This window comes from Nonomuraea sp. NPDC054003 (genome assembly GCF_055585125.1).
Genome location: NZ_JBVJKR010000002.1, coordinates 386,552 through 411,409, shown reverse-complemented (window position 1 = coordinate 411,409; position 24,858 = coordinate 386,552). Strand labels below are relative to the sequence as shown.

At 70.6% G+C, this 24,858-nt stretch carries 21 protein-coding genes and 1 tRNA gene; 9 read left to right on the top strand and 13 right to left on the bottom strand.

Annotated features, from left to right (window positions below; translation table 11 throughout):
* The first annotated feature begins 10 nt into the window (after positions 1-10).
* From ACZ6YG_RS06100 to ACZ6YG_RS06085, 4 genes are all read left to right on the top strand, one after another.
* Positions 11-997: a branched-chain amino acid ABC transporter permease gene (locus ACZ6YG_RS06100; RefSeq protein WP_148032610.1), complete on the top strand. Its 987-nt coding sequence runs from the start codon at positions 11-13 to the stop codon at positions 995-997.
* Positions 987-1,919 carry an ABC transporter ATP-binding protein gene (locus ACZ6YG_RS06095; RefSeq protein ID WP_148032611.1) on the top strand — a complete coding sequence of 311 codons (933 nt, stop codon included), beginning with the start codon at positions 987-989 and terminating at the stop codon, positions 1,917-1,919. The genes ACZ6YG_RS06100 and ACZ6YG_RS06095 overlap by 11 nt, the downstream gene beginning before the upstream one ends.
* Entirely contained in the window at positions 1,916-2,701 is a 786-nt protein-coding gene (locus ACZ6YG_RS06090; RefSeq protein ID WP_148032612.1) for an ABC transporter ATP-binding protein, read from the top strand. The genes ACZ6YG_RS06095 and ACZ6YG_RS06090 overlap by 4 nt, the downstream gene beginning before the upstream one ends.
* A gap of 62 nt (positions 2,702-2,763) precedes the next feature.
* On the top strand, positions 2,764-3,159 hold the full coding sequence (locus tag ACZ6YG_RS06085) for a hypothetical protein (protein WP_466017344.1): 396 nt from the start codon (positions 2,764-2,766) through the stop codon (positions 3,157-3,159).
* Positions 3,160-3,225: 66 nt separating this feature from the next.
* Here the strand turns inward: ACZ6YG_RS06085 and ACZ6YG_RS06080 are convergent, their stop codons facing one another.
* A complete protein-coding gene (locus tag ACZ6YG_RS06080; RefSeq protein WP_148032614.1) occupies positions 3,226-4,521 on the bottom strand; it encodes an ABC transporter substrate-binding protein in 1,296 nt (431 codons plus the stop codon).
* A gap of 427 nt (positions 4,522-4,948) precedes the next feature.
* Here ACZ6YG_RS06080 and ACZ6YG_RS06075 point away from each other — a divergent pair, with 427 nt between their 5' ends.
* The gene (locus tag ACZ6YG_RS06075) at positions 4,949-5,560 is read left to right on the top strand and encodes a hypothetical protein (protein WP_148032615.1); all 612 of its coding nucleotides are present in this window, start codon (positions 4,949-4,951) and stop codon (positions 5,558-5,560) included.
* Between the two features lie 16 nt (positions 5,561-5,576).
* Here the strand turns inward: ACZ6YG_RS06075 and ACZ6YG_RS06070 are convergent, their stop codons facing one another.
* On the bottom strand, positions 5,577-6,161 hold the full coding sequence (locus tag ACZ6YG_RS06070; RefSeq protein ID WP_261808661.1) for an ANTAR domain-containing response regulator: 585 nt from the start codon (positions 6,159-6,161) through the stop codon (positions 5,577-5,579).
* Between the two features lie 106 nt (positions 6,162-6,267).
* On the opposite strand from ACZ6YG_RS06070, the gene ACZ6YG_RS06065 reads away from it, so the two are divergent.
* The 3 genes from ACZ6YG_RS06065 (at position 6,268) to dapD (ending at position 7,976) form a co-directional block, all read left to right on the top strand.
* Positions 6,268-6,350: transfer RNA gene (locus ACZ6YG_RS06065), tRNA-Leu, on the top strand.
* A gap of 215 nt (positions 6,351-6,565) precedes the next feature.
* Positions 6,566-6,985 (top strand): pyridoxamine 5'-phosphate oxidase family protein, encoded by a 420-nt coding sequence (locus tag ACZ6YG_RS06060; RefSeq protein ID WP_148032616.1) that lies wholly within the window; start codon positions 6,566-6,568, stop codon positions 6,983-6,985.
* A gap of 49 nt (positions 6,986-7,034) precedes the next feature.
* Positions 7,035-7,976, top strand: a complete 942-nt coding sequence (gene dapD / locus ACZ6YG_RS06055) for a 2,3,4,5-tetrahydropyridine-2,6-dicarboxylate N-succinyltransferase (protein WP_466017343.1) — start codon at positions 7,035-7,037, stop codon at positions 7,974-7,976.
* Positions 7,977-8,024: 48 nt separating this feature from the next.
* Here the strand turns inward: dapD and pyk are convergent, their stop codons facing one another.
* The 4 genes from pyk to gltB all read right to left on the bottom strand — a co-directional run bounded on the left by pyk (position 8,025) and on the right by gltB (position 17,427).
* Positions 8,025-9,455, bottom strand: coding sequence for a pyruvate kinase (gene pyk, locus ACZ6YG_RS06050; protein ID WP_148032618.1), 1,431 nt, complete (start codon positions 9,453-9,455; stop codon positions 8,025-8,027).
* A 119-nt stretch (positions 9,456-9,574) separates the two neighbouring features.
* Positions 9,575-11,197, bottom strand: coding sequence for a S8 family peptidase (locus ACZ6YG_RS06045; RefSeq protein WP_466017342.1), 1,623 nt, complete (start codon positions 11,195-11,197; stop codon positions 9,575-9,577).
* A gap of 144 nt (positions 11,198-11,341) precedes the next feature.
* A complete protein-coding gene (locus tag ACZ6YG_RS06040; RefSeq protein ID WP_466017341.1) occupies positions 11,342-12,820 on the bottom strand; it encodes a glutamate synthase subunit beta in 1,479 nt (492 codons plus the stop codon).
* 74 nt (positions 12,821-12,894) lie between these two features.
* On the bottom strand, positions 12,895-17,427 hold the full coding sequence (gene gltB, locus ACZ6YG_RS06035) for a glutamate synthase large subunit (protein WP_466017340.1): 4,533 nt from the start codon (positions 17,425-17,427) through the stop codon (positions 12,895-12,897).
* 195 nt (positions 17,428-17,622) lie between these two features.
* On the opposite strand from gltB, the gene ACZ6YG_RS06030 reads away from it, so the two are divergent.
* The gene (locus tag ACZ6YG_RS06030) at positions 17,623-19,251 is read left to right on the top strand and encodes a bis-aminopropyl spermidine synthase family protein (RefSeq protein ID WP_466017339.1); all 1,629 of its coding nucleotides are present in this window, start codon (positions 17,623-17,625) and stop codon (positions 19,249-19,251) included.
* A gap of 98 nt (positions 19,252-19,349) precedes the next feature.
* Here the strand turns inward: ACZ6YG_RS06030 and ACZ6YG_RS06025 are convergent, their stop codons facing one another.
* The 7 genes from ACZ6YG_RS06025 to trpA form a co-directional block, all read right to left on the bottom strand.
* The gene (locus ACZ6YG_RS06025; RefSeq protein ID WP_466017338.1) at positions 19,350-19,943 is read right to left on the bottom strand and encodes a hypothetical protein; all 594 of its coding nucleotides are present in this window, start codon (positions 19,941-19,943) and stop codon (positions 19,350-19,352) included.
* Between the two features lie 85 nt (positions 19,944-20,028).
* Positions 20,029-20,850 (bottom strand): hypothetical protein, encoded by an 822-nt coding sequence (locus tag ACZ6YG_RS06020; protein ID WP_466017337.1) that lies wholly within the window; start codon positions 20,848-20,850, stop codon positions 20,029-20,031.
* A complete protein-coding gene (locus tag ACZ6YG_RS06015; RefSeq protein ID WP_148032624.1) occupies positions 20,847-21,551 on the bottom strand; it encodes a VIT1/CCC1 transporter family protein in 705 nt (234 codons plus the stop codon). The genes ACZ6YG_RS06020 and ACZ6YG_RS06015 overlap by 4 nt, the downstream gene beginning before the upstream one ends.
* Positions 21,548-22,567, bottom strand: coding sequence for a prolipoprotein diacylglyceryl transferase (gene lgt / locus ACZ6YG_RS06010; protein ID WP_466017336.1), 1,020 nt, complete (start codon positions 22,565-22,567; stop codon positions 21,548-21,550). The genes ACZ6YG_RS06015 and lgt overlap by 4 nt, the downstream gene beginning before the upstream one ends.
* A gap of 26 nt (positions 22,568-22,593) precedes the next feature.
* Positions 22,594-23,346: a thioredoxin domain-containing protein gene (locus ACZ6YG_RS06005; RefSeq protein WP_148032626.1), complete on the bottom strand. Its 753-nt coding sequence runs from the start codon at positions 23,344-23,346 to the stop codon at positions 22,594-22,596.
* Positions 23,312-23,872: a DoxX family protein gene (locus ACZ6YG_RS06000; protein WP_466017335.1), complete on the bottom strand. Its 561-nt coding sequence runs from the start codon at positions 23,870-23,872 to the stop codon at positions 23,312-23,314. The genes ACZ6YG_RS06005 and ACZ6YG_RS06000 overlap by 35 nt, the downstream gene beginning before the upstream one ends.
* A 181-nt stretch (positions 23,873-24,053) precedes the next feature.
* The gene (gene trpA, locus ACZ6YG_RS05995) at positions 24,054-24,854 is read right to left on the bottom strand and encodes a tryptophan synthase subunit alpha (protein WP_148032627.1); all 801 of its coding nucleotides are present in this window, start codon (positions 24,852-24,854) and stop codon (positions 24,054-24,056) included.
* Between the last annotated feature and the right edge of the window lie 4 nt (positions 24,855-24,858).

Genomic DNA, 24,858 nt, shown 5'->3' with positions numbered 1-24,858 from the left:
CGGGGGAATCATGAACTGGGACATCATCCTCTCCACCACCCTCAAGGCCGCCATCGGCGTCGAGACGGTGTGGTACGCGCTCGCCGCCATCGGCATCAACATCCACTTCGGCTACACCGGCCTGCTCAACTTCGGCCAGTCGGCGTTCCTGGCCGTCGCCGGCTACGGCCTGGCCGTCACCGTCACCGTGATCGGGCTGCCCTTCTGGATCGGCATCGGCGTCGGCCTGGTCGCCGCGGTCCTGCTGGCCTTCCTCCTGGGCATCCCCACGCTGCGGCTGCGCGCCGACTATCTGGCCATCGTGACCATCGCCGCGGCGGAGATCGTCAGACTCATCTTCCGTTCCGTGGAGTTCAAGAGCGTCTTCGGCGGCTCCGACGGCCGGCGCGGCTTCTCACAGGGCTTCTACGAGATCAACCCCTACGCGGAGGGGACCTACGGGTTCTGGCCGCTGAGCTTCAACGAGCGCGAGATGTGGGTGCTCACCGTCGGCTGGGTCCTGATCGCCATCGCCTGCCTCATCGTCTTCCTGCTGATGAAGAGCCCGTGGGGACGTGTGCTCAAGGCCATCCGCGAGGACGAGGACGCCGTGCGCAGCCTCGGCAAGAACGTGTTCTCCTACAAGATGCAGTCGCTGATCCTCGGCGGCGTGCTCGGCTGCCTGGGCGGCTTCGTCTACGGACTCGCCACCGGGTCCGTGCAGCCCGACATCTTCGGCACCGAGACCACGTTCTTCGCCTACACGATCGTCATCCTCGGCGGCGCCGCCCGTGTGTTCGGCCCGGTGGTCGGCGCGTCGATCTTCTGGGTCCTGCTGGTGCTCGTCAACGGTCTCCTCAGCGGCGCGGTGCAGTCCGGAGTCATCACCTTCATGGACATCACGCAGGTCGGCCCGTTCCGCTTCCTGCTGGTCGGACTGGGGCTGATCCTCCTGCTCGTCTACCGCCCGCAAGGCATCTTCGGCGACAAGAGGGAGCTGGCCATCAATGCACGCTGAGACCGCCACCGACCGCAAGGCCGCCGCGCTGGCCGCGTTCAAGGACCTCCCCCACGAGCCGGGCGTGGCCAAGCCCGACCCGATCCTCGTGGTCGACAACGTCGTGCGCCGCTTCGGCGGCCTGACGGCCGTCGACGTCGGGCACGTGGAGGTCCAGCGCGGCTCCATCACCGCCCTCATCGGCCCCAACGGCGCGGGCAAGACCACGTTCTTCAACCAGCTCACCGGCTTCGACACCGCCGACTCGGGCGAGTGGACGTTCAACGGGCGCAAGATGAACGGCGTGCCGGCCCACAAGGTCGCGCGCGCCGGCATGGTCCGCACCTTCCAGCTCACCAAGGCTCTGTCGCGGCTCACCGTGCTGGAGAACATGAGGCTCGGCGCGCAGGGCCAGAAGGGCGAGAACTTCTGGCGCGCGCTGATCCCCGGGTCCTGGCGCGGCCAGGAGGACCAGATCACCGCCCGCGCCGACGAACTGCTGGCCAGGTTCAAGCTCGACGCCAAGCGCGAGGACTTCGCCGGCTCGCTCTCCGGCGGCCAGCGCAAGCTGCTGGAGATGGCCCGCGCCCTCATGGTCGAGCCCGAGCTGGTCATGCTCGACGAGCCCATGGCGGGCGTCAACCCGGCGCTCACCCAGTCGCTGCTCGGCCACGTCAAGGACCTGCGCGAGCAGGGCATGAGCGTGCTGTTCGTCGAGCACGACATGGACATGGTGCGCGACATCAGCGACTGGGTCATCGTCATGGCACAGGGCGCCGTCATCGCCGAGGGCCCGCCGGACACCATCATGTCCGACCAGCGGGTCATCGACGCCTACCTGGGCGCCCACCATGACGCGCCGCTCTCGGAGAGCGAGCTGGAGGAGCAGCTCCATGAGGCCGAGGAGGCGCTCGAGGCCGAGATCCAGGAGGAGAGCAAGTGAACGCCGTCCCCGAGTCCAAGGCCGCCGTCACCGACCGCAGCGACCATCTCAGCGGCGCCGAGAACGCCGTGCTCCGCTGCGACGAGCTGATCGCCGGCTACCTGCCGGGTGTCAACATCCTCAACGGCTCCGACCTGTACGTGGGCGACGGCGAGCTGATCGGCATCATCGGCCCCAACGGGGCCGGCAAGTCGACGCTGCTCAAGGCCATGTTCGGGCTGGTCGACATCCGCAGCGGCACGGTCACGCTGAAGGGTGAGGACATCACCAACATGAAGGCGCACCAGTTGGTCTCGCGCGGCGTCGGCTACGTCCCGCAGACCAACAACGTCTTCCCCAGCCTGACCATCGAGGAGAACCTCGAGATGGGGGCCTTCCAGGCGCCCGCCAAGTTCAAGGAGCGCTTCGAGTTCGTCTGCGAGCTGTTCCCGGCGCTCAAGGAGCGGCGCAAGCAGCGCGCCGGCTCCCTGTCGGGCGGTGAGCGGCAGATGGTGGCCATGGCCAGGGCGCTCATGACCGAGCCGTCGGTGCTGCTGCTGGACGAGCCGTCGGCGGGCCTGTCGCCCAAGCTGCAGGACCTGGTGTTCCTCCAGGCCCAGCAGATCAACAAGGCCGGCGTCACCATCATCATGGTGGAGCAGAACGCCCGGCGCTGCCTGCAGATCTGCCACCGCGGCTACGTGCTCGACCAGGGGCGCAACGCCTACACCGGCACCGGACGCCAGCTCGCCGACGACCCCAAGGTCATCGAGCTGTACCTCGGGACCCTCGCCAGGGCGTAGATCACGGCACGAAACGGAGAAGGGGCTCCACCCGGGGCCCCTTCTCCGTTTTCAATGGCCATGTGAACCGTTTCGTGGCGTTCGTGCTCATGCTCCCCGTCCTGGCGGCCTGCGGGCAGGCCCCCGCCGCCGACGCCTACAGCACCGGCGGCGACCCCGGCGACGATCCGTGCGCGCGCGTGGTCTCCGCCATCGGCTACGCCGGCCTCCTGCTGGAGCCCGCGGGCGAGGAGGACGCGCAGCGCTTCGAGGACGCCGTGCTCGGCCGCCTGGCCGAGGTGCGCGGCATCACCCTCCAGTTCGGCCCCCGCCTGCCCGCCTCGCTCGGCGGCGCCGTCCGTACGGTCGAGGCCACCACGCGGGACCTGTCCGTGGCGAGCCTGCCGCGCGCGCGGCAGGTGGCACTGCTCAAGGAGTACCGGGCCGCCGCGGGGCGGATCGAGGAGGGCTGCTCCTGAGCACGTGAAAGGGCCCCGGTCCTCAGGGGGGAGGGACCGGGGCCCGGTGGCTCACCGGAGGAGCGATCAGCCCTCGATGTTGCCCGTGCGGTACTCGACGGCCTTGGTGCCGTACTTGTTGTCGTCGCCGTACTCGTAGATGCCGATGGTGGCGACGGCCGGGTCACCGGCGTCGTTGAACTCGACCGGACCGCTCACGCCGTCGTAGTCGATGTCCTTGCCGGCCTTGAGCAGCTCGACGCAGGTCGGGAAGCTGTCGCACTTCTCGCCGCCCTTGCTGACCTCGGCCAGCTTGGCCGCGATGGCCGTGCCCGAGTCGCTCTTGGCGGCCTCCGCGGCCAGCGCGATCAGGTTGGCGGCGTCGTACGACTCCGGCGCGTAGCTGAAGTCCTCAAGGTCACCGTCCACCTCGAGGAGCTTCTTCTGGAAGTCCTCAGGAGACGCGGCGCCGGGGATCGTGCCCTTGACACCCTTCAGGGTGCCCTTGGGCATGTCGACGTAGTTGGTGTTGGAGGTGTTGCCGTCGACCATGTACCACTTGTGCTTGTCGGCCGGCAGACCCTGCTTGACCAGCTCGTTGATGACCTTGGCGGTCTCCTCGAAGCCGATGAGCACGATGCCCGCGGGGTTCTTCGCCTTGATCTTGGCGATGTCGGCGGCGAAGTCGGCGGCCTTCGGGTCGTAGTCGACCCGCTCGACCACCTCGGCGCCACCGTCCTGGACGGTCTTGACGACCTGGTCGGCCAGGCCGGTGCCGTACGAGTCCTGCATCGCCATGATGGCGACCGTGGCGTTGCCGTCGGCGACGATCAGGTCACCGAGGACGCGGCCCTGCAGCTTGTCCGGCGGCGAGGTGCGGAAGTAGAGGCCCTTGTCGGCGATGGTGGTGAACGTGTCGGAGGTGTTGGCCGGGGAGAACTGGATGACGCCCGCGCCGGTGATCTTGTCGATCACCGTCTCCGAGACCGACGAGGAGGCGGCGCCGATGATGGCGTCGGCCTTCTGCGCCAGCAGGTTGTCGACCGACTGGGAGGCGATGTTGGTGGTCGTGTCGCCGGAGTCGGTGTGGATCTTGACGACGTCCTTGCCGAGCACGCCGCCGGCCTCGTTGATCTCCTTGACGGCCAGGTCGACGCCCGCGAACTCGGGCGGGCCGAGGAACGCGAGCGACCCCGTCTGAGGCAGCAGCGTGCCCAGGGTAAGCGTGCCGTCGCCCTCTGCCGCGGGGGCCGCGGAGGATGGCGCAGCCGACGAAGGTGTGGATTGCGAGGCGGTGTCGCTGCCACCACCGCAAGCTGTCAGGGCGAGGCTGGTGGCAGCCACGACAGCCAGCACCCGTCCCACGGGAGCAATGCGGACCATGAAGTAATCTCCTTCATTCCAGGCCGGGATCCGTCAGCACGCCGAGCGTTCCCGATCGAATGACGGAAACGTACAAAATGCCTGCATGGTGATGCCAGGGCAGCGGGGTAACTGTCGGCACTTGGATGCGGAGTCGTAATCAGTCCTCAACTTACGCGCGTGATCGGCAGGTGCTTAATCTGCGTCGGTGAAGCGGATAACGGCACTCCTCCCCCTGATGGCCCTCCTCGCAGGTTGCGGCGGTGACAGCGTGCCACCGCCCGACGCCGCACCGCCGCCGGGCGTATCGGTCTCGCTCGCGCAGTGGCGCTCGGACGAGCCCGCGCACAGGATGCAGGTGGCCGTGCGGAACACCTCCGAGACTCCGGTGCACTTCACCGACGTTCAACTGGTGACGCCATCATTCACCACATTGGCCCCACAAAACGTGGAAATCACGGTCAAGAAGACGGAGAGAACCGACTTACCCATCCCGTTCGGGAAAGCCAACTGCACGCCAGGCCGTCTTCCCGGCGTCCAGCCGGCCACCGTCGTCGCCCACGTCCGCGTCGGCGCGGAGCAGGAGCCGCGCAAGGTGGTCTTCGAGATCCCCCACCCCGATCCGCTGCTGACCCGGCTGCTGCGCGACGAGTGTTCGGAGCATCTGATCAAGCTGGCGGCCGACATCGCCTTCGGCCCCGAGTGGAAGCGCGTCGGCGACGCCATGCACGGCACCCTCGTGCTGACCCGCCGCGGCGAAGGCGCCGTCACCGTGCACCGCATCGACGGCACCACGCACTACATCGCCGCACCGGTCACCGAGGGCGACCCGATCGCCGAGCTGGACGCCGCGGCCCCGAGCATCGCGGCCGAGATCCGGCTCACCCCCGGGCGGTGCGACCCGCACGCCTTCGCCGAGGCCAAGAAGGCGTTCCTGTTCCCCGTACGCGCCAGCGTCGACGGCGGCGAGCAGCGCGTCGTGATCGTCAGCCCGCCGAAGGACGTCCAGGACCGTCTCATCCACTACGCGCTCGACGTGTGCGGCCTGCCCACGTCGTGAACCCGCGCCGGGGCGCTCAGCCCCGGTCGGCCGCGTCCTCGATGACGATCTGGGCGACCTCGCGCATGCTCAGCCGGCGGTCCATGGACGCCTTCTGGATCCAGCGGAACGCCTGCGGCTCGCTCCAGCCGTGCTGCGTCATCAGACTGCCCTTGGCCCGCTCGACCAGCTTGCGCGTCTCCAGCCGCTCCGTCAGGCTCGACACCTCGGCGGCCAGCGCCACCATCTCCTCGTGACGGCTCACCGCCATCTCGATCGCCGGCACCAGGTCGGCCTTGGTGAACGGCTTGACCAGATAGGCCATCGCCCCCGCCTCCCTGGCCCGCTCCACCAGGTCACGCTGGGAGAACGCGGTGAGGATCAGGCATGGCGCGATCCGCTCGGCCACGATCCGCTCCGCCGCGGAGATGCCGTCGAGCACCGGCATCTTGACGTCCAGGATGACGAGATCGGGCCGCAGATCGGTGGCCAGCCGGATCGCCTGCTCCCCGTCGCCGGCCTCCCCCACGACGACGTAGCCGTCCTCCTGGAGCATCTCCTTGAGATCGAGGCGGATGAGCGCCTCGTCTTCCGCGATCACCACTCGCCGCTGCGTACTCACGAGCAGAAGAGTACCGATGTCCGGTACATTAGATCCACGGCGGCATCCTCGACAGTCTCCCTGAAGAGGTGAACCCCCACAAGTTTCCGGACACGTCCGGAAATATGCCGGAATGGTGGAATGGCAGACACTGACGCCTCAAAAGCGTCTGCCCGCAAGGGCGTGCGGGTTCGAATCCCGCTTCCGGCACCCCGGAAACCGTCGCACGCACCCTCGTGTGACCCTTGATCGTGCTCTCCGATCGGCCGGTTGCGGCGGCCAGGTCGTACACCCGAACGCCCCGTCGAGACGCCTCCCCCTGCTCCACGTGACCTTTCGCCTCTAAGGTACGCCTCCAAAGCAGGCATAGGGTGACCGAAGATCGGTAATGAACGGATCACGGTGGCTTTTCGGAGGTGGATGCCGTGGGGTTGAACGTGGCGGAGCGGGCCAAGTTCCTGGCGGAGCCGCATGTGGCCGGTGTGGCGGTCGACGCGGGAGCGGACCGGGGGCCGCTGAGCGTGCCGGTCTGGTACGACTACGAACCGGGCGGCGACGTCGAGTTCCTGACCGGGCGTGACTCCCGGAAGGCGGCGCTGATCGGGAAGACGGGCCGCTTCACGCTGCTGGTGCAGCGGACCAGCCCGACCTATCGGTACGTGTCCGTCGAGGGGCCGGTCGTGTGGTCGGGGCCGACGACGTTGGAGCAGCTCACCAGGATCGCCTCGCGCTACCTGCCGGTCGAGGCGGTTCCCGGCTACGTGGAGGGGTCCGACCTGGGCGCGCTGGTGACGTTCCGGATGCGGCCCGAACACTGGCTGTCGGCCGACCTGGGCGCCATCTGAGGAGCACCGTCACGGTATTTTGAGGCATGTGACTGCTATCGATCCTGCCGTGACCGGCGCTTTCGGCATCGGCCTCGCGACCATAGCCGCTGACGGCACCGTACTCGACACCTGGTTCCCCGAGCCTCAGCTGGGCGAGCCGCCCGTGACGGGCACCGAGCGGCTCTCCGCCGAGGAGGCCGGCGAGCTGGGCGGGCTGGTGGGGCCCGACCAGGCGCGCGGCGTGGAGGTGGTGGCGGTCCGCACCGGCATCGCCAAGCTCTCCGAGCCGCCGGCCGACGCCCACGACGCCTACCTGCGGCTCCACCTGCTGTCGGCGCGGCTGGTCCGGCCGCACGGCCTGAGCCTCGACGGGGTGTTCGGCACGCTGGCGAACGTCGTGTGGACCAGCCACGGGCCGTGCGCCGTGGACGGCTTCGAGATCACGCGGGCGCGGCTGCGGGCCAGCGGGCCGGTGGCGGTCTACGGGGTCGACAAGTTCCCGCGCATGGTCGACTACGTGATGCCGTCCGGGGTGCGGATCGCCGACGCCGACCGGGTGCGCCTGGGCGCCCACCTGGCGAGCGGCACGACCGTGATGCACGAGGGGTTCGTCAACTTCAACGCCGGCACGCTGGGCGCGTCCATGGTCGAGGGCCGGATCTCGGCGGGCGTAGTGCTCGGCGAGGGCTCCGACCTGGGCGGCGGCGCGTCCATCATGGGAACGCTCTCGGGCGGCGGCAAGGAGGTCGTCTCGGTCGGCGAGCGCTGCCTGATCGGCGCGAACGCGGGCATCGGCATCTCCCTGGGTGACGACTGCGTCGTCGAGGCCGGGCTGTACGTGACGGCGGGCACGAAGGTGCGCCTGCCGGACGGCGGCGTGGTGAAGGCCAGGGAGCTGTCGGGGCGCGACGGGCTGTTGTTCCGCCGCAACTCCGAGACCGGCGCCGTGGAGGTGGTGACCCGCCAGGGCACCGGCATCGAGCTGAACGAGGCGCTGCACGCCAACTAGCGTCCGGCCGGCTTCCCTCACGGGGGCAGCCGGCCGACGGACGGTCCCTCAGCTGGCGTGCGAGACGGCGGAGCCGATCGTGTGCACGCGCAGCGCGTTGGTGGAGCCGGGGGTGCCGGGCGGGGAGCCGGCGACGATGACCACCTTGTCGCCCTTCTCCAGCCGGCCCAGCGACAGCAGCGACGCCTCCACCTGCCGCACCATGTCGTCGGTGTGGTGCACGAACGGCACCTGGAACGTCTCCACCCCCCAGGTGAGCGAGAGCTGGCCGCGGACGTGGGGCGCGGAGGTGAAGGCCAGCAGCGGGATCGGCGAGCGGTAGCGGGCCAGCCGGCGGGCCGTCTCGCCGGACATGGTGAAGGCCACCAGGGCCTTGGCCCCCACGATGGCGCCGACCTCGGCGGCGGCACGGGCTATGGCGCCGCCGGTGGTCTCCGGCATGCGCTCCAGGGTGTGGGTGGCGTGCAGCGAGGAGGCCTCGGCGGCGCAGGCGATGCGGTCCATCGTGGAGACGGACTCGATCGGGTAGTTGCCGACGGAGGTCTCGCCCGACAGCATGACCGCGTCGGCGCCGTCCATGACGGCGTAGGCGACGTCGGAGGCCTCGGCGCGGGTGGGGCGGGGGGCGCTCATCATCGAGTCGAGCATCTGCGTGGCGACGATGACCGGGCGGGCCTTCTCGCGGCACAGCTCGATGATGCGCCGCTGCACGATCGGCACCTGCTCCAGAGGCAGCTCGACGCCGAGGTCGCCGCGGGCGACCATGATGCCGTCGAAGGCCTCGACGATCTCGGGGAGGCGCTCGACCGCCTGCGGCTTCTCGATCTTGGCGAGGAGGGGGAGGCGGACGGCCTCCTGCTCCATGATGTTGCGTACGACGTCGGCGTCGGAGGGGCGGCGGACGAACGACAGGGCGATCATGTCGAACCCGGTGCGCAGCGCCCAGCGCAGGTCGGTCTCGTCCTTGTCGGTGAGCGCGGGGGCGCTGACGTTGACGCCGGGCAGGTTGAGACCCTTGTTGTCGGAGATCATGCCGCCGATGACGACGCGGGTGACGACCCGGTCGCCGTCGACGCGGGTGACCTCGAGCACGAGCCGGCCGTCGTCGACGAGGATGGTGTCGCCGGGGCGCACGTCCTTGGCGAGACCCTTGTAGGTGGTGGAGACCTGCTCGCGGTCGCCGGGGACGTCTTCGGCGGTGATGGAGAAGACGTCGCCGAAGCCGAGCCGGACCGGCCCCTCCTCGAAGCGGCCGACGCGGATCTTGGGGCCCTGCAGGTCGGCGAGAACGCCTACACCGCGGCCGAGGTCGGCCGCCACCTCCCTGACGCGATCGAAGACCTCTCTGTGCATGTCATGGTCGCCATGGCTGAGGTTGAACCGTGCGACGTCCATGCCCGCGGCGATGAGATCGCGCAGGCGTTCGGGTGAGGACGTGGCTGGGCCTAGAGTGCAGACGATTTTCGCGCGACGTGTCACGAGTCCTACCTTAATTGGTACAGACCACTTGGCAGTCAAGGACGACGCAGAACGTACCGCGCGCGGGAGAACAGCACGGCAACGGCGACCGGCGAGCGCGCCACGTGCACGTGTCGCCGTCATGGTTCGAAGGTGGCCGCCTCCAGGGCGTTGACGATGCCGTGGCCGTAGAAGCCGTTCTTGTCCGGGCCGCCCTCGCACACATGGGTGGTCTTCTCCCCGTACACGTCGTAGACGTACGCGCGCGGGACCGGGCACGCCGTCGGCGTCGCGGTCTTGTACAGGTACTCCTCGACGGTGTCCGGCGCGAGGGTGACGCCGCCCGGCCCCGGCTTGCCGAAGCGGCTGATGATGATGGCGGCCACGCCGGTGGCGTGCGGGGCGGCCATGGAGGTGCCGTCGAGATACTGGTAGTAGGCGCAGGTGCCGCCGGCGCAGTCGCGCACGACGTCCTGGCCCTTGGGCTTGCCGTCGGCGCCGATGCGGCCCTTGGCGCGCAGCGCCTTCTCGGGGGCGGCGGCGAGGATGGAGCGGGTCGGGGAGGCGCCCTTGCCGTCGAGCGCGTCGCCGCCGGGCGCGGCGACGTCCGCCTGTTCCGTCCCGTAGTCGCTGTAGATGGCCTTGCGGCCGGACGGGCCGACCGAGGCGACCGAGATGACGCCTTCCGACTCGGCGGGGACGTTGAGGCAGCTGTTGTCGATCCGGCGGATCTTCTCATCGCCGCGCGGGTAGCCGGGGCTGTCGTTGTCGACCTTCGGCCGGCCGAGGTCGGTGGCGCCGTTGCCGAGCGCGGAGACGAGGGTGACGCCCTTCTTCCTGGCGTAGTCGAGGGCGCGCTGCATGCCGGTGATGATGGCGCGCTGTTCGAGCTGCTCCTTCTTGCTGTCGGACGGGTTCGCCCGGCAGTTGAACAGCCACGGGTCGACGTAGTAGCTCATGTTGACCACGTCGACGCCGATGTCGCCGGCGTAGGTGAGGGCGTCGAGGCTGGCCTTGAGGAAGAAGAAGCCGGAGTCCTGGCCGGCCCGGATGTTGACGAGTTGCACCCCGGGGGCCACTCCGGCGATGCCGATGCCGTTGATCGGCGCGGCGATGGTGCTGGCGACGTGCGTCCCGTGGCCTTCGTCGTCCTGGTCGACGGGGTCCTTGCAGTCCGCGGCCTCGCAGGGGCCGTCGAGGTTCTCGCCGTTCTCGTCCTTGGGCCGGTCGGTGACGAAGTTGCGGCTGAGCCCGCGGTTGAAGTTGGGCGCGATGTCGGGGTGGTTGCCGTCGATGCCGGTGTCGATGACGCCGACGAGGACCTTCTTCGTGCCGGGCGCCTTCTCGTTGGCGCGGTCGGCGCCGATCATCCGCATGTCCCACTGGAGGCCGCTGAGCGGGTCGCTCTTCTCGGCGGAGCCCTTCTCGCCGAAGGCCGACCCGTCGGGGAACGCCCTGGCGGCGGTCGCGGAGGTGCGGCCGATGGCCCTGTCGCCGGAGACGCCGACGACGGCGGGGTCGGCGCCGACGGTCTCGGCGAAGCGCTCGCCGGAGCCCTGGGCGATCAGGTAGCCGAGCTTGGTCTCGGTGTGGGTGACGGTGCCGTCGGCCTTCCGCACGGCGGTGAGCGCGTCGGCCCGGCGGCCGTCGGCGTAGAAGACGAGGTAGTCGGCGGCGGCCGCGGCCGCGGGGGTGACCGGGGAGCAGGCGGTCAGCGCGGCTGTCGCCGACAGCGCCGCGAGGACCGGGGCAACACGCCTCATTTCTCCCCTATCATCCGTACTTCTCCAGAATGTGCATCTTCCCGACCTGCGGCAACTGATGCAACCCGCCGGATACGGGGACGAGCCGGGACGCGAAACGCCCGCCCGGGAAGGGGCCGGGCGGGCGTTTCGTGCCAGCGCAGGTCAGACCAGCGGACGGGCCGTCGGCAGGATCGGGTAGGGCAGCGCCGTGTCACCGGTCAGGAACCGGTCGACGCCGCTGGCGGCGGCGCGGCCCTCGGCGATGGCCCAGACGATGAGCGACTGGCCGCGGCCCATGTCACCGGCCACGAACACGCCGTCGACCTTGGACATGTAGGTCTTGTCGCGCGCGACGTTGCCGCGGGCGTCGTAGAAGCCGTCGCCGCCCAGCTCGGCCAGGTCCCGCAGCAGCGGGCCCCGCTCCGGGCCGACGAAGCCCATGGAGAGCGTGACCAGCTCGGCCGGGATCTCCCGCTCGGTGCCGGGAATCGGCTTGAAGCCCGACTGCGGGCCTTCGACCTCCACCAGGCGCAGCGCCTTCACGTTGCCGTCGGCGTCGCCGACGAACTCCGTGGTGGAGACCGCGTACACCCGCTGCCCGCCCTGCTCGGCGAGCTCCTCGTGGGCGCTCTCCATCTTGAACATGATCGGGAAGGTCGGCCACGGCTGCCCGGCGGCCCGGGTCTCGGGCGGCCGCGGCATGATCTCCAGCTGGGTGACGGACGCGGCGCCCTGCCGGATGGCGGTGCCGATGCAGTCGGCGCCGGTGTCGCCGCCGCCGATGACCACGACGTGCTTGCCCTCGGCGGAGATCGGGGAGACCGCGAAGTCGCCCTCCTGCACCTTGTTGGACAGCGGCAGATACTCCATCGCCTGATGGACGCCCTTGAGCTCGCGGCCCGCCACCGGCAGGTCGCGCCACGCGGTCGCGCCGCCGGACAGCACCACCGCGTCGTACTGCTCGCGCAGCTCGGCGGCGGTGACGTCGAGGCCGACGTTGACGCCGGTGCGGAACTCGGTGCCCTCGGCCCGCATCTGCGCCAGGCGGCGGTCGATGTGGCGCTTCTCCATCTTGAACTCGGGGATGCCGTAGCGCAGCAGCCCGCCGACGCGGTCGGCCCGCTCGTACACCACCACGTCATGACCGGCGCGGGTGAGCTGCTGGGCGGCGGCCAGCCCGGCCGGGCCGGAGCCGACCACGGCCACCCGCTTGCCGGTCTTGCGCTGCGGCGGCTGCGGGGTGACCCAGCCCTCGGCGAACGCCCGGTCGATGATCTCGACCTCGACCCGCTTGATCGCCACCGGGTCGGCGTTGATGCCGAGCACGCACGCCGCCTCGCACGGAGCCGGGCAGAGCCTGCCGGTGAACTCCGGGAAGTTGTTGGTGGCGTGCAGCCGCTCGATCGCCTCGCGCCAGTCGGTGCGGTGGACGAGGTCATTCCACTCCGGGATGAGGTTGCCCAGCGGGCAGCCGTTGTGGCAGAACGGGATGCCGCAGTCCATGCAGCGGGCCGCCTGCTTGGTCAGCTTGCCGGACGGGAAGTCCTGATAGACCTCCTGCCAGTCGCCGATGCGGACGTCGACGGGGCGGCGCGCCGGCAGCTCCCGCTCGTGCGTGAGGAACCCCTTGGGGTCAGCCATCGGTACGCCTCCCTATCCCTGAACGTCGTTGGTCGAGCACAGTCCGCCTTCATGGCCATGCTCATTGCGGCGGGTCACGACTGCACCGCGGCCGCCATGACGGCCTCGTCGATGTCCCTGCCTTCGATGCGGGCGGCCTCCGCGGCCTCCAGGACCCGCCGGTAGTCGGTCGGCATGATCTTGCCGAACCGGGCGAGCGCGGAGTCCCAGTCGGCCAGCAGTTGCTTGGCCGCCGGGGAACCGGTCTCGGCGAAGTGCTTCTCGACGGTCTCCTTGAGGAACTCGGCGTCCTCGCCGGTGAGCGCCTCGATGGCGACCATCTCGCGGTTGACCCGCTCGGCCTTGAGGTCGAGCAGGTAGGCGACGCCGCCGGACATGCCGGCCGCGAAGTTGCGCCCGGTGGGGCCGAGCACGACCACCCTGCCGCCGGTCATGTACTCGCAGCCGTGGTCGCCGACGCCTTCGACGACGGCGGTCGCGCCGGAGTTGCGCACGCAGAACCGCTCACCGACGACGCCCCGGATGAACACTTCTCCGGACGTGGCACCGTACAGGGCGACATTTCCGGAAATGATGTGACCGTCGAGCGGCGCCTCCTCGTGCGGGCGCAGCGTGACGCGACCGCCGGACAGGCCCTTGCCGAGGTAGTCGTTGGCGTCGCCGGTGAGCCGCAGCGTGATGCCGCGGGGCACGAACGCGCCGAACGAGTTGCCCGCCGAGCCGGTGAAGGAGATGTCGATCGTGTTGTCGGGCAGGCCCTCGCCGCCGTGACGCTTGGTGACCTCATAGCCCAGCATGGTGCCGACCGTGCGGTTCACGTTGCGGATCGGCAGGTCGAGCGTGACCGGGGTGCCGTCGCGGAGCGCGCCCTCGGCGAGCTGGATGAGCGTGTTGTCCAGCGCGTGGTCGAGGCCGTGGTCCTGGCCGGTGACCCGGCGCAGCGCGGTGCTCGCGGGCAGGTCGGGCCGGTGCAGGATCGGCGACAGGTCGAGCCCGCTCGCCTTCCAGTGGTCCTCTGCCGCCGTGGTGTCGAGCATCTCGACGTGTCCGATGGCCTCGTCGAGCGAGCGGAAGCCCAGCTCGGCGAGGTACTCGCGGATCTCCTCGGCGATGAACTCGAAGAAGTTGACCACGAACTCGGGCTTGCCGCTGAACCGCCTGCGCAGCTCGGGGTTCTGCGTGGCCACGCCCACCGGGCAGGTGTCGAGGTGGCAGACCCGCATCATCACGCAGCCGCTGACCACGAGGGGCGCGGTGGCGAAACCGTACTCCTCGGCGCCCAGCAGGGCGGCGATGACCACGTCGCGGCCGGTCTTGAGCTGGCCGTCGACCTGCACCACGATGCGGTCGCGCAGGTTGTTGAGCAGCAGCGTCTGCTGCGTCTCTGCCAGGCCCAGCTCCCACGGCGCGCCCGCGTGCTTGAGGCTGGTCAGCGGGGACGCGCCGGTGCCGCCGTCGTGGCCGGAGATCAGCACCACGTCGGCGTGCGCCTTCGACACCCCGGCCGCGACCGTGCCGACGCCGACCTCGGCCACCAGCTTCACGTGGACCCTGGACGCCGGGTTGGCGTTCTTCAGGTCGTGGATGAGCTGCGCGAGGTCCTCGATCGAGTAGATGTCGTGGTGCGGCGGCGGCGAGATGAGGCCGACGCCGGGCGTGGAGTGGCGCGTCTTGGCGATCCACGGGTAGACCTTGTGGCCGGGCAGCTGGCCGCCCTCGCCGGGCTTGGCGCCCTGGGCCATCTTGATCTGCAGGTCGTCGGCGTTCACCAGGTATTCGGAGGTGACGCCGAACCGGCCGGAGGCCACCTGCTTGATCGCCGACCGGCGGGCCGGGTCGTAGAGCCGCTCGGGGTCCTCGCCGCCCTCGCCGGTGTTGGACTTGCTGCCCAGCCGGTTCATCGCGATGGCGAGCGTCTCGTGCGCCTCCATCGAGATCGAGCCGTACGACATCGCGCCCGTGGAGAACCGCTTGACGATCTCCGAGACGGGCTCGACCTCCTCGATCGGGATCGGGGTGCCCGCGCGCAGCTTGAACAGGCCGCGCAGGGTCATCAGCCGCTCCGCCTGGGAGTCCACCATGCCGGTGTACTCCTTGAAGATCTCGTAGCGGCGGGTCCGGGTGGCGTGCTGCAGCTTGAAGACGGTCTCGGGGTTGAACAGGTGGGGCTCGCCCTCGCGCCGCCACTGGTACTCGCCGCCGACCTGGAGCCGGCGGTGCGCGTTCGCCGCCCTCGGGTACGCGTGCGCGTGACGCTCGGCGGCCTCCCTGGCCAGCACGTCGAAGCCGACGCCGCCGAGCCGCGAGGTGGTGCCGGTGAAGCAGGAGTCGATGACCTCCTGGCTCAGGCCGAGCGCCTCGAAGATCTGCGCGCCGGTGTAGGAGGCCACGGTCGACACGCCCATCTTGGACATGACCTTGATGACGCCCTTGCCGTACGCCTTGATCAGGTTGCGTACGGCCTTGCGCTTGTCGACCTTGAGCGTTCCGCTGTCGACCAGGTCCTCGACGGTCTCGATGGCGAGATAGGGGTTGACCGCGCCGGCGCCGTAGCCGATGAGCAGCGCCATGTGGTGGCACTCGCGGGCCTCGCCTGTCTCGATCACCAGGCCGATCTTGGTGCGGGTCTTCTCCTGGATCAGGTGGTGGTGCACCGCGCCGGTGAGCAGCAGCGACGGGATGGGCGCGAGCGCCTCGCCGGAGCCGCGGTCGGACAGCACGATAATCCGGGCGCCGTCGGCGATGGCCTGAGAGACCTCGGCCCGGATCTCGTCGAGGCGGTGCAGCAGGGCCTCGCCGCCGCCCGCGACCTCGTAGAGGCCGGAGACGACGTGCGGGTGGAAGCCCGGCAGGTCGTGCTCGTCGTTGATGTGGATGATCTTGGCGAGCTCGTCGTTGTCGATCACCGGGTACGGCAGCACGAGCTGGCGGCACGACGTCGGCCCGGGGTCGAGCAGGTTACCCTCGGGGCCGAGCGTGCTGGCCAGGCTGGTCACCAGCTCCTCGCGGATGGCGTCCAGCGGCGGGTTCGTCACCTGCGCGAACAGCTGGCTGAAGTAGTCGAACAGCAGCCTGGGCTTCTCGCTGAGCACCGCGACCGGGGTGTCGGTGCCCATGGAGCCGATCGGCTCGATGCCGGTGCGGGCCATCGGGGTGAGGATGACGCGCAGCTCCTCCTCGGTGTAGCCGAAGGTCTGCTGCCGCTTGACGAGCGCCTCGTGGCTGGGGCTGTCGACCTCGCGCGTCTCCGACACGACCCAGCGCTCGCGCGCGGGCAGCTCCTCGAACCTGACCAGCCCCGCGTGCAGCCAGTCCTCGTACGGGAGCGCGGCGGCGAGCTCGGCCTTGATCTCGTCGTCCTCGATGATCTTGCCGCGGGCGGTGTCGATGAGGAACATCCGGCCGGGCTGCAGGCGGCCCTTGCGGACCACGTCCCCGGGCTCGAAGTCGAGGACCCCCGCCTCGGAGGCGAGCACGACGAGCCCGTCGGCCGTCACCCAGAAGCGGCCGGGGCGCAGGCCGTTGCGGTCGAGCACGGCGCCGGCGAGCGTGCCGTCGGTGAACGTGATCGACGCCGGGCCGTCCCACGCCTCCATCAGGGAGGAGTGGAACTCGTAGAAGGCGCGGCGCGCGGGATCCATCTCGGTGTGGTTCTCCCACGCCTCAGGGATCATCATGAGCACCGCGTGCGGCAGGCTCCGGCCGCCGATGTGGAGCAGCTCCAGCACCTCGTCGAAGGAGGCGGTGTCGCTCGCGTCGGGGTCGCAGATCGGGAAGAGCCGTGCCAGGTCGCCCGGGATCAGGTCCGACTGGAGCATGGCCTCGCGGGCGCGCATCCAGTTGCGGTTGCCCTTGACGGTGTTGATCTCGCCGTTGTGCGCGATGTAGCGGTACGGATGCGCGAGCGGCCAGCTCGGGAACGTGTTGGTGGAGAAGCGCGAGTGGACCAGCGCGATCGCGCTCTCGTAACGCTCGTCGGACAGGTCGGGGAAGAACGGCTCGACCTGCTCGGGGGTGAGCATGCCCTTGTAGACGACCGTACGCGCCGACAGGGACGGGAAGTAGACGTCCACCTCGTGCTCGGCCCGCTTGCGCAGGCAGAACGCGAGCCTGTCGAGCCCGAGCCCGGCCTCGCCGCCCGGCGAGGACACGAAGAGCTGCTTGAAGTACGGCATGACCGCGCGGGCGCTCGGCCCGGGCAGCGCGCGGTCGACCGGCACGTCGCGCCACCCGAGGACGGTGAGGCCCTCCTCGGCGGCGATCTCCTCGATCATGCCGGTGGCGATGGCCCGCGCCTGCTCGTCGATGGGCAGGAACGCGATGCCGGTGGCGTACTGCCCGGCGGGGGGCAGCGGGAAGCCGGTGGTCGCGCGGTAGAAAGCGTCGGGGATCTGGGTGAGGATCCCGGCTCCGTCGCCGGTGTCCGGCTCGCTACCCTTGGCCCCCCGATGATCCAGATTGCACAGCGCCGTCAGCGCCTTGACCACGATCCCGTGCCCCCGGCGTCCTGCGACGTCGGCGACCATGGCGACACCACAGGCGTCATGCTCGTTGGCGGGGTGGTAGAGGCCCTGGGGCTCGGGGAACCCGAGGTGGGCAGCAGGCATTGCATCCCTCCCGTCGTCATCGTCTGTCTTGAACTGCTTACAGGCGGGGACGACGTTGGCCCTGCTGCATATCGTGTGTAGAGGTTACCGCACGCTGCCGGAATGGTGCCCATCGCGTCCGTTTTACGAAACATGTCGCACTTATCCGAGGTCAGCGGCTCGGATCTTGGCCCGGCGGATCGATAGGGTGGCCGTATGGAGCGTGACGGGGTGGAGCGCCTGCTCGGCGCGGCAGGGGTGGACAGCAGGCGGCTCAGGCACGCGCTGACCCTGCTCTGCGACGGCCGCTGGTGGTCCCTGGCCGACCTGGTCAGGGAGACCGCGACGTCCCGGCGCACCATCGAAGAGCTGCTGCGCGAGCTGCGGACGGAGCGGGAGGGAGACCGGTTCCGGCTGCCGCCGGCGCACTGGCAGGACTTCCAGGACCTGCTGGCGCTCGCGCCGCCTCCGGAGGACCCGGTCCAGCACCTGGTCGCGCACTACGAGCCCGCGCTGGAGCGGCTGCGCGAGCTGGTGGCCAAGGCGCCGCGGCCCCGCCACGCGCTCGACCACGTGCCGGCCACGCCCGAGACGGTCCTGCGCCGGGCGCTGCTGCTCGGGGCCCGTTTCTGGCTCCCGGGCGGGCGGCTGCTGTGTGTCGGCGACCATGACCTGACCTCGGTCGCGGTCAAGCTGGTGCACCCGGAGACCGACGTGACCGTGGTGGACGTCGACGACCGCATCCTGGCCTACATCGACGAGCAGCGGCTGGGGATCCACACCCGCTGGGCCGACCTGCGGCTGGGCCTGCCCGCGTCGGCCCGCGACCACGACCTGGCCGTCACCGACCCCCCGTACACCCCGGAGGGCGTCGGCCTGTTCGTGGCCCGCGCGCTGGAGGGGCTGACGGAGAACGGGCGCGTCCTGCTGGCGTACGGGGCGAGCGAGCGGACCCCGGCGCTGGCGCTGAAGGTGCAGAACGCCCTGTCGGCGTTGAACGTGGCGTTTGAAGCGATTTACCCAGATTTCAACAGATATTTCGGGGCAGAGGCGATCGGCTCCGCCGCCGACCTCTACATCCTGCGCCCCACCACCAAGACCGCCCCCGCCGTGCGCTCCCGCCTCTCCCAGCTCACCACCGCCATCTACACCCACGGCCCCCAATCGGTCGAGTCCGCCCCGGCGCCCGCTCCCGGCCAAGCGGAGCCCCGCCCGACCCCCGCGAGCATGGCCGAGTCCGTCACCCGCCTCTCGTCCGCGGGCGAGGCCGACCTGCTGGTCGGCGACTGGCCCGCCACCCTCCCTCAGCCCCGGGTCAAGCTGGCGACCTGGCTGGGCAAACCGTACGCGGCCTCGGTGGAGAGGGTCGCGATCGCCGTCCCCCCGGGCCTGGAGGCCGCCCTCCCCCGCTTCCTGCTGGCCACCCGCGCCCCGCACGTCGAGGTCCACCTGGCGGGCCCCTTCGACATCCCCTCAGCGCTGGACCCCGTCTACAGCTTCACCGAGTCCGGCGCCATGCTCACCGCGACCCGCCGCCCCCGCCCCGAGACCCCGCAGGCCCAGATCCTCCGCCGCATCCTCGACAGCGGCCACGCCAAACTGGCCAACACCTGGCGCGAGGCCCTCATCGCGGTAGCCGCCACCCACGACGTCACCCTCACCAAGAACGAGGCCCGCGCCCTGATCCGCGAGGCGGCCCCCTGGGCAGGCGACCTCACTCCCCTGGACGCCCCACTCCACCGCCTGACCACCCTCCCCTCAGCCATCGACGCCACCCTCCGCTCCCTCCCCGACGACGGGAACAGCGGCGTTTCGAATCCCCACGGCGGGAACAGCGGGCCGTAAGGCACGCATGACGGCGCCTCACCCGAGGGGGTTCCCAAAGAGGTTTGAAGCTTTTCACGCACTACGGCCGGTCACGCACAGGTCGAGAGAAACCCCGCTCACGTGGCGTCGAGGACGCGCGACTGGACGACGGCGCTCAGCCCGTCGAGGGCGATCAGAGGCTGCACCAGATCGCCCTCCGCGGCGCCCTCCAGGACACCCGCCCAGCTGACCGTCACGTAGTGCCCCAGCGCGCGGACCTCGGCGCGGCTGCGGGCCGGGTCGAACGGGAGCGCCTGCCGGACGAACCCGTCCGTGCGCAGGGCGGACACCAGCGCGTCGGCGGCCCGCCCGTCCGGGAGGTTGAAGATGACGAACTGCCCCGCCATCCCCTCCCCCCGGTACGTGGCACGCAGCGCCTGCGTGCACCCGTCGGCCTCGACCCCCCACAGCGCGTCCGAGCAGTCGTCGAGCTCCTCGACGGCCTCGCGCCGCAGCGCTCCGAGGGTCTGCGTGGCGCCGGTGAAGACCTCGGCCGCCGTCAGCGGACGGGTGTCGGCCTGGCGGGTGTCGACGAGCGCGTACAGGGCGGACGTGGGCTGGGTGCGCAGCGCGGCGGGCCGGGGCGCGTCCCGTCCCAGCCACAGCCACGCGCCCGCCGCGACGACGGCGAGCGCGGCCGACACCAGCGCGATGACGAGTCGGACCGGCATCTAGTCCCCCTGTGACGCCAACAACCTGCCGCTGCGGACGAGCGGCCTCCTCGGTAACCGGACGAGCGCGTGGGAGCGTACACCATCAGGACCCCGGCCCGGTGATCGCCACGACGCGCTGGTAGACGGGCTTCTCGGCGCCGCGCAGGGTCAGGGCCAGCGACACGTAGTCGTCCTTGGCCGTGGGCTCGGCGCCGTCGGCCCGGCCGATCCACACCAGCCCGACGTAGTGGCCGAGGGCGTAGCCGCCCGCCTCGGTGTAGCCGCTGCCGGGGAATGCGGCCTTGGCGCTCTCCAGGGGGAGCGTCCAGCCTCCCCGGTAGAGGGTCTTGAGCGACTCGACCAGCTCGGCCGCCGCCTGCCCGTCGCGTAGGTTGAGCAGGGTGTACTGGCCGACGTAGCGGCCGTCGGCGCTGGTGTAGAGGCCGCGGGCGGCCTGGCTGCACTCGGCGGCGGACACCTGCTCGATCAGCGCCTCCCCCCACAGGGCGGCCGAGCAGTCGGCCTCGATCTTGCTGGCGACCAGCCGGAGCCTGAGCTTCTTCTCCCCGGTGAGCGTCTTCTGGGCGAAGACCTCCTTCGCGGTGAGCGGCTTGGCGTCCTCGGCGCGGTCGGAGATCGGCTCGAACAGCTTGGGCGAGGCCCAGCCGTGGAAGGTCTGCGGCAGCGCGGAGCTCGTCTGCGCGATGGCGGCGCCGGTCCGGCTCTCGGGCGTGTAGGAGCCGAGTGAGGCCACCACGACGACGAGCGCGACCGCGGCGGCGAGGACGGCGATCGACGAGGTGACGATGACGAGGAGCTTCTGCCGCTCGGGCCGGACCCCCCAGTCGGTGAGGAGCGGGAACTGCCAGTCGGACCGGGGCGTCCGGGTCCGGCGGCGCCTGCGGCTGCGCTGCGGGCCGGTCACAGCGTCGCGCCTTCGATCGCGTGGCCGAGGGCGAACGTCAGCGCGGCGGCCACGCTGCCGACGACGAGCTGCCGCAACCCTGAGTACCACCAGCTGCGGGCCGTCACGGCGGACACGATCGCGCCCGCGCCGAACAGGGCCAGGCACGACACCACCGCCGACACCCACAGCTCCACGGCGCCGAACAGGTAGGGCAGCAGCGGCAGGGCGGCTCCCAGGCCGAACGACAGGAACGACGAGACGGCCGCCACCTTGGGCTTGGGCAGGTCACCGGGAGTCATGCCCAGCTCGTTGCGGGTGTGGAGCTCCAGAGCCTGCTCGGGGTCGCGGGAGAGCTGCCTGGCCACCTCGGCGGCGAGCGCGGGATCGACGCCCCGGTCGGTGAAGGACCGGGCCAGCTCCTCCAGCTCCTCGTCGGGGTGGTGGGCGAGCTCGCGCGCCTCCACCTTGATCTCCCGCAGGGCCAGCTCCCGCTGGCTGGCGACCGAGACGTACTCGCCGCCCGCCATGGAGAACGCGCCCGCCGCCAGCCCGGCGACGCCCGCGAGCGCGATGATCCCGGGATCGCCGGTGCCGCCCGCGACCCCGGCGATGAGCGCGAAGTTGGACACCAGGCCGTCCATGGCGCCGAACACGGACGGCCGCAGCCAGCCGCCGGCGACGTCGCGGTGCTGGTGGTGAGCCTCCGCGCGCTCGCTCATCGGCTGTTCTTCTCCTCGGGTACGGCTTCGGAGTCCTGTCCGGGAGCTCGGTCCGCGCCGGAGGCCTCCTCGGTGGCGGGGTCGTCGTCGGGGTCGGCCTGATCGGGCCGGTGCGCCGGATCGGCGTCGTCGTCCGCAGCGGAGTCGGCAGTGGCGTCCACAGTGGCGTCGGCAGCTGCGTCCGGCCGCGCGACGACGACCTCCTCGGAGGTCTTGTTCCTGGTGACCCAGAAGTAGACGAGGGCGCCGACGAACAGCGCGATGGCGGTGAACTGGTTGATGCGCAGGCCGAGGAACTCGACGGCGTGGTCGACGCCGCCGACGGGGTCGATGCGCAGCCCCTCGATCCAGAACCTGCCCAGCGTGTAACCGGCGACGTAGAGGGCGAACAGCCGCCCGTGGCGCAGCGAGAACCGCTTGCCCGCGTAGATCAGGGCGAAGCCGAGCGCGACGTTCCACAGCGACTCGTACAGGAACGTCGGGTGGTAGAGCACGCCGGGCTCGCCGCCGTGCTGCATGTCGATCTCCAGGCCCCACGGCAGCGTCGTCGGCGAGCCGTACAGCTCCTGGTTGAACCAGTTGCCCCAGCGGCCGATCGCCTGGGCGAAGGCGATGCCTGGCGCGACCGTGTCGGCGACGGCGCTCAGCGACAGGCCGCGCCGGCGGCACGCCAGCCACACGCCGACGGCGCCCAGCGCGACCGCGCCCCAGATGCCGAGCCCGCCCTCCCAGATGAACAGGGCCTGGATGGGCTCCTTGATCGCGCGGCTGCCGAAGTAGGTCTGCCAGTCGGTGATGACGTGGTAGAGGCGGCCGCCGATCAGGCCGAAGATCACCGCCGGCACGGCGATGTCGATGATCGTGCCCTTCTCGCCGCCGCGAGCGCGCCAGCGGCGCTCGCCCAGCCAGACGGCGACGACCACGCCGAGCACGATGCAGAGCGCGTAGGCCCTGATCGGGATGATTCCGAGATACCAGACCCCCTGAGAGGGGCTGGGAATCGAGGCTAGGAGCATGTCAGGTGAGGGTAGCGGACGCCGCGCTACTTGGCGGCCTCGGTGACGGTTTCGCGCAGCTCCTGAGGCGAGAACGCGACACTGCTGTCGAGCTCGGTGCCGTTGAGCTTCACCGTCGGGGTGCCCTGGATCTTCTGCTCGTCGCCGATCTTCTTGCTGTAGTCGAGCTGGGCCTTGGCGTAGGTCTGGGACGTGACGCAGGTCTCGAAGGCGGGGTCGGTGATGCCGGCGTCCTTGCCCCACTCGACCATCTCGTCGAGCTTGAAGCCCTCACCGACCTCGCTGGGCTGGTGCTCGAAGAGCGTGTCGTGGAAGGCCATCCACTGCGGGCCGTCGGGCACGCAGCGGGAGGCGGCCCCGGCCCGCACCGAGTTGGACTTGGTCGGCTCCTGGGAGAAGATCGTGATCGGGTGGTAGACGACCTTGGCCAGGCCCTCGGCGGCGAGGTTCTTGAACGTGGCGCCGCTGACCCGCTCCAGCTCGCGGCAGGCGGGACACTGGAAGTCCTCGTAGATGTCGATCACCGGCTGGGTCACGCCCTCCTTGGCCATCACCACGGCGCCCTCGGCGTTCACGGTGATCGGCGCCAGCGCCTCGCCGGCCTGCTCGGACTGCGACCTGCTGGCCGCGTACCACCACCCGGCGCCGACGGCGGCCAGCGCGACCACGCCGGCCGTCACGTAGGTGACGAGCTTCTTGCGCCGCTCCCGCACGCGGTCGGCTGCGCGCTGCTGCTCGATCTTCTCACGCGCCGACTTCGCCCGGTCGCCCTTGCCCATCGCCGTTCTCCTCTTCTCCGATCGGATGCTCCAGCCCCGCCAGGCCCAGCGGCCGGTCGAGCGCGACGCGCCCGGGCGGGAATCGCACGATCCAGACGCCCAGCAGCACGAAGCCGAAGTCGCGCAGGATGTCGATGAGGTACGTCGGCTCCTGCCCGGCCCCGAGCTGACCGCCGCCGCCGAAGCAGCCGCAGTCGATGCGCAGCCCGTGGGCCCACGCCCAGGCTATGCCGAAGACGAAGGCCAGCATGAGCAGCGCGGCGACCACGGCGGCCACCCTGGTCATGAGCCCGATGATCAGCAACACGCCGACCACGACCTCCACGATCGGCAGGCCGTAGCCGACCGTCGTGGCCACCGCGTCGGGCAGCAGCTCGTACGCTCTGACCGCCACGACCGACTCGGACGGGTTGCCTATCTTGAGCCCACCGGCCACGATCAGCACCCCGCCGAGGACCAGCCGGGCGGCGGTCGTCACCCAGGGTATCGCTGATCTGGCGTTGCGTGACGCCTCCGACGCGTTCACGGGCCATCTCCTCTTCCGCTGTGTACCGGGAAAGCGCACAGTACCTTGGATCTATCTGATCACGCTGCCGATAAGACTCGGCTAAGCGCCGATTGCCGCAGGTCGCACGGGACAAGGCGCGTGACAAGGCGCGTGACAAGGCGAAGCCCCCCGGGAGCTCCCGGGGGGCTCGCGGGCCGGGTCAGCCGCGGGCGCGGACTCCCTCGGCCATGTCACGGGCCAGCTTCTGGATCGAGGCGCGGCCCGCGGCCTCGTCGGGCGCGTCCAGGAGGCGGCGGATGAAGGCGGAGCCGACGATGACGCCGTCGGCGTAGCGGGCGACCTCGGCCGCCTGCGCGCCGGTGCCGACGCCGAGGCCGACGCACACGGGCAGGTCGGTGTGGGCGCGGGTGCGCTCCACGAGGCCCTCGGCGGCGACGTTGACCGACTCCCTGGCGCCCGTGACGCCCATGAGCGAGGCGGCGTAGACGAACCCGGTGCAGCAGGCGGCGACCGCCGCGATGCGCTCGTCGGTCGAGCTGGGCGCGACCAGGAACACGGTGTCGATGCCTGCGTCGGCGGACGCCTCGCGCCACGGCCCCGACTCCTCGGGGGTCAGGTCGGGCGTGATGGTGCCGACGCCGCCGGCGTTGGCCAGGTCGCGGGCGAACCGGTCGGCGCCGTAGCGGTCGATCGGGTTCCAGTACGTCATCACGAGCGTGGCCGCGCCGGTGGCCGCCACGCCCTCGACGGTGCGCAGGACGTCGGCGATGCGGGTGCCGTTGACCAGGGCGCGGTGCACCGCGTCCTGGATGGTCGGACCGTCCATCAGCGGGTCGGAGTAGGGCAGGCCGATCTCGATGACGTCGCAGCCGGCCTCGACCAGGGCCGCGGCGGCGGCGACGGCGCCGTCCTTGGTCGGGAAGCCCGCGGGCAGGTAGGCGACGAGGGCGGCCCTGTTGTCCGCCTTGGCCTTGGCGAACACCGTCTGAAGAGTCGTCATTGGT

What these genes read in the sequence shown, in the direction of transcription:
- ACZ6YG_RS06100 (WP_148032610.1), top strand. Translation starts at nt 11, where the DNA reads ATGAACTGGGACATCATCCTCTCCACCACCCTCAAGGCCGCCATCGGC.
- ACZ6YG_RS06095 (WP_148032611.1), top strand. Translation starts at nt 987, where the DNA reads ATGCACGCTGAGACCGCCACCGACCGCAAGGCCGCCGCGCTGGCCGCG.
- ACZ6YG_RS06080 (WP_148032614.1), bottom strand. Translation starts at nt 4,521, where the DNA reads ATGGTCCGCATTGCTCCCGTGGGACGGGTGCTGGCTGTCGTGGCTGCC.
- ACZ6YG_RS06045 (WP_466017342.1), bottom strand. Translation starts at nt 11,197, where the DNA reads ATGAGGCGTGTTGCCCCGGTCCTCGCGGCGCTGTCGGCGACAGCCGCG.
- ACZ6YG_RS06040 (WP_466017341.1), bottom strand. Translation starts at nt 12,820, where the DNA reads ATGGCTGACCCCAAGGGGTTCCTCACGCACGAGCGGGAGCTGCCGGCG.
- gltB (WP_466017340.1), bottom strand. Translation starts at nt 17,427, where the DNA reads ATGCCTGCTGCCCACCTCGGGTTCCCCGAGCCCCAGGGCCTCTACCAC.
- ACZ6YG_RS06030 (WP_466017339.1), top strand. Translation starts at nt 17,623, where the DNA reads ATGGAGCGTGACGGGGTGGAGCGCCTGCTCGGCGCGGCAGGGGTGGAC.
- ACZ6YG_RS06025 (WP_466017338.1), bottom strand. Translation starts at nt 19,943, where the DNA reads ATGCCGGTCCGACTCGTCATCGCGCTGGTGTCGGCCGCGCTCGCCGTC.
- ACZ6YG_RS06015 (WP_148032624.1), bottom strand. Translation starts at nt 21,551, where the DNA reads ATGAGCGAGCGCGCGGAGGCTCACCACCAGCACCGCGACGTCGCCGGC.
- lgt (WP_466017336.1), bottom strand. Translation starts at nt 22,567, where the DNA reads ATGCTCCTAGCCTCGATTCCCAGCCCCTCTCAGGGGGTCTGGTATCTC.
- ACZ6YG_RS06005 (WP_148032626.1), bottom strand. Translation starts at nt 23,346, where the DNA reads ATGGGCAAGGGCGACCGGGCGAAGTCGGCGCGTGAGAAGATCGAGCAG.
- trpA (WP_148032627.1), bottom strand. Translation starts at nt 24,854, where the DNA reads ATGACGACTCTTCAGACGGTGTTCGCCAAGGCCAAGGCGGACAACAGG.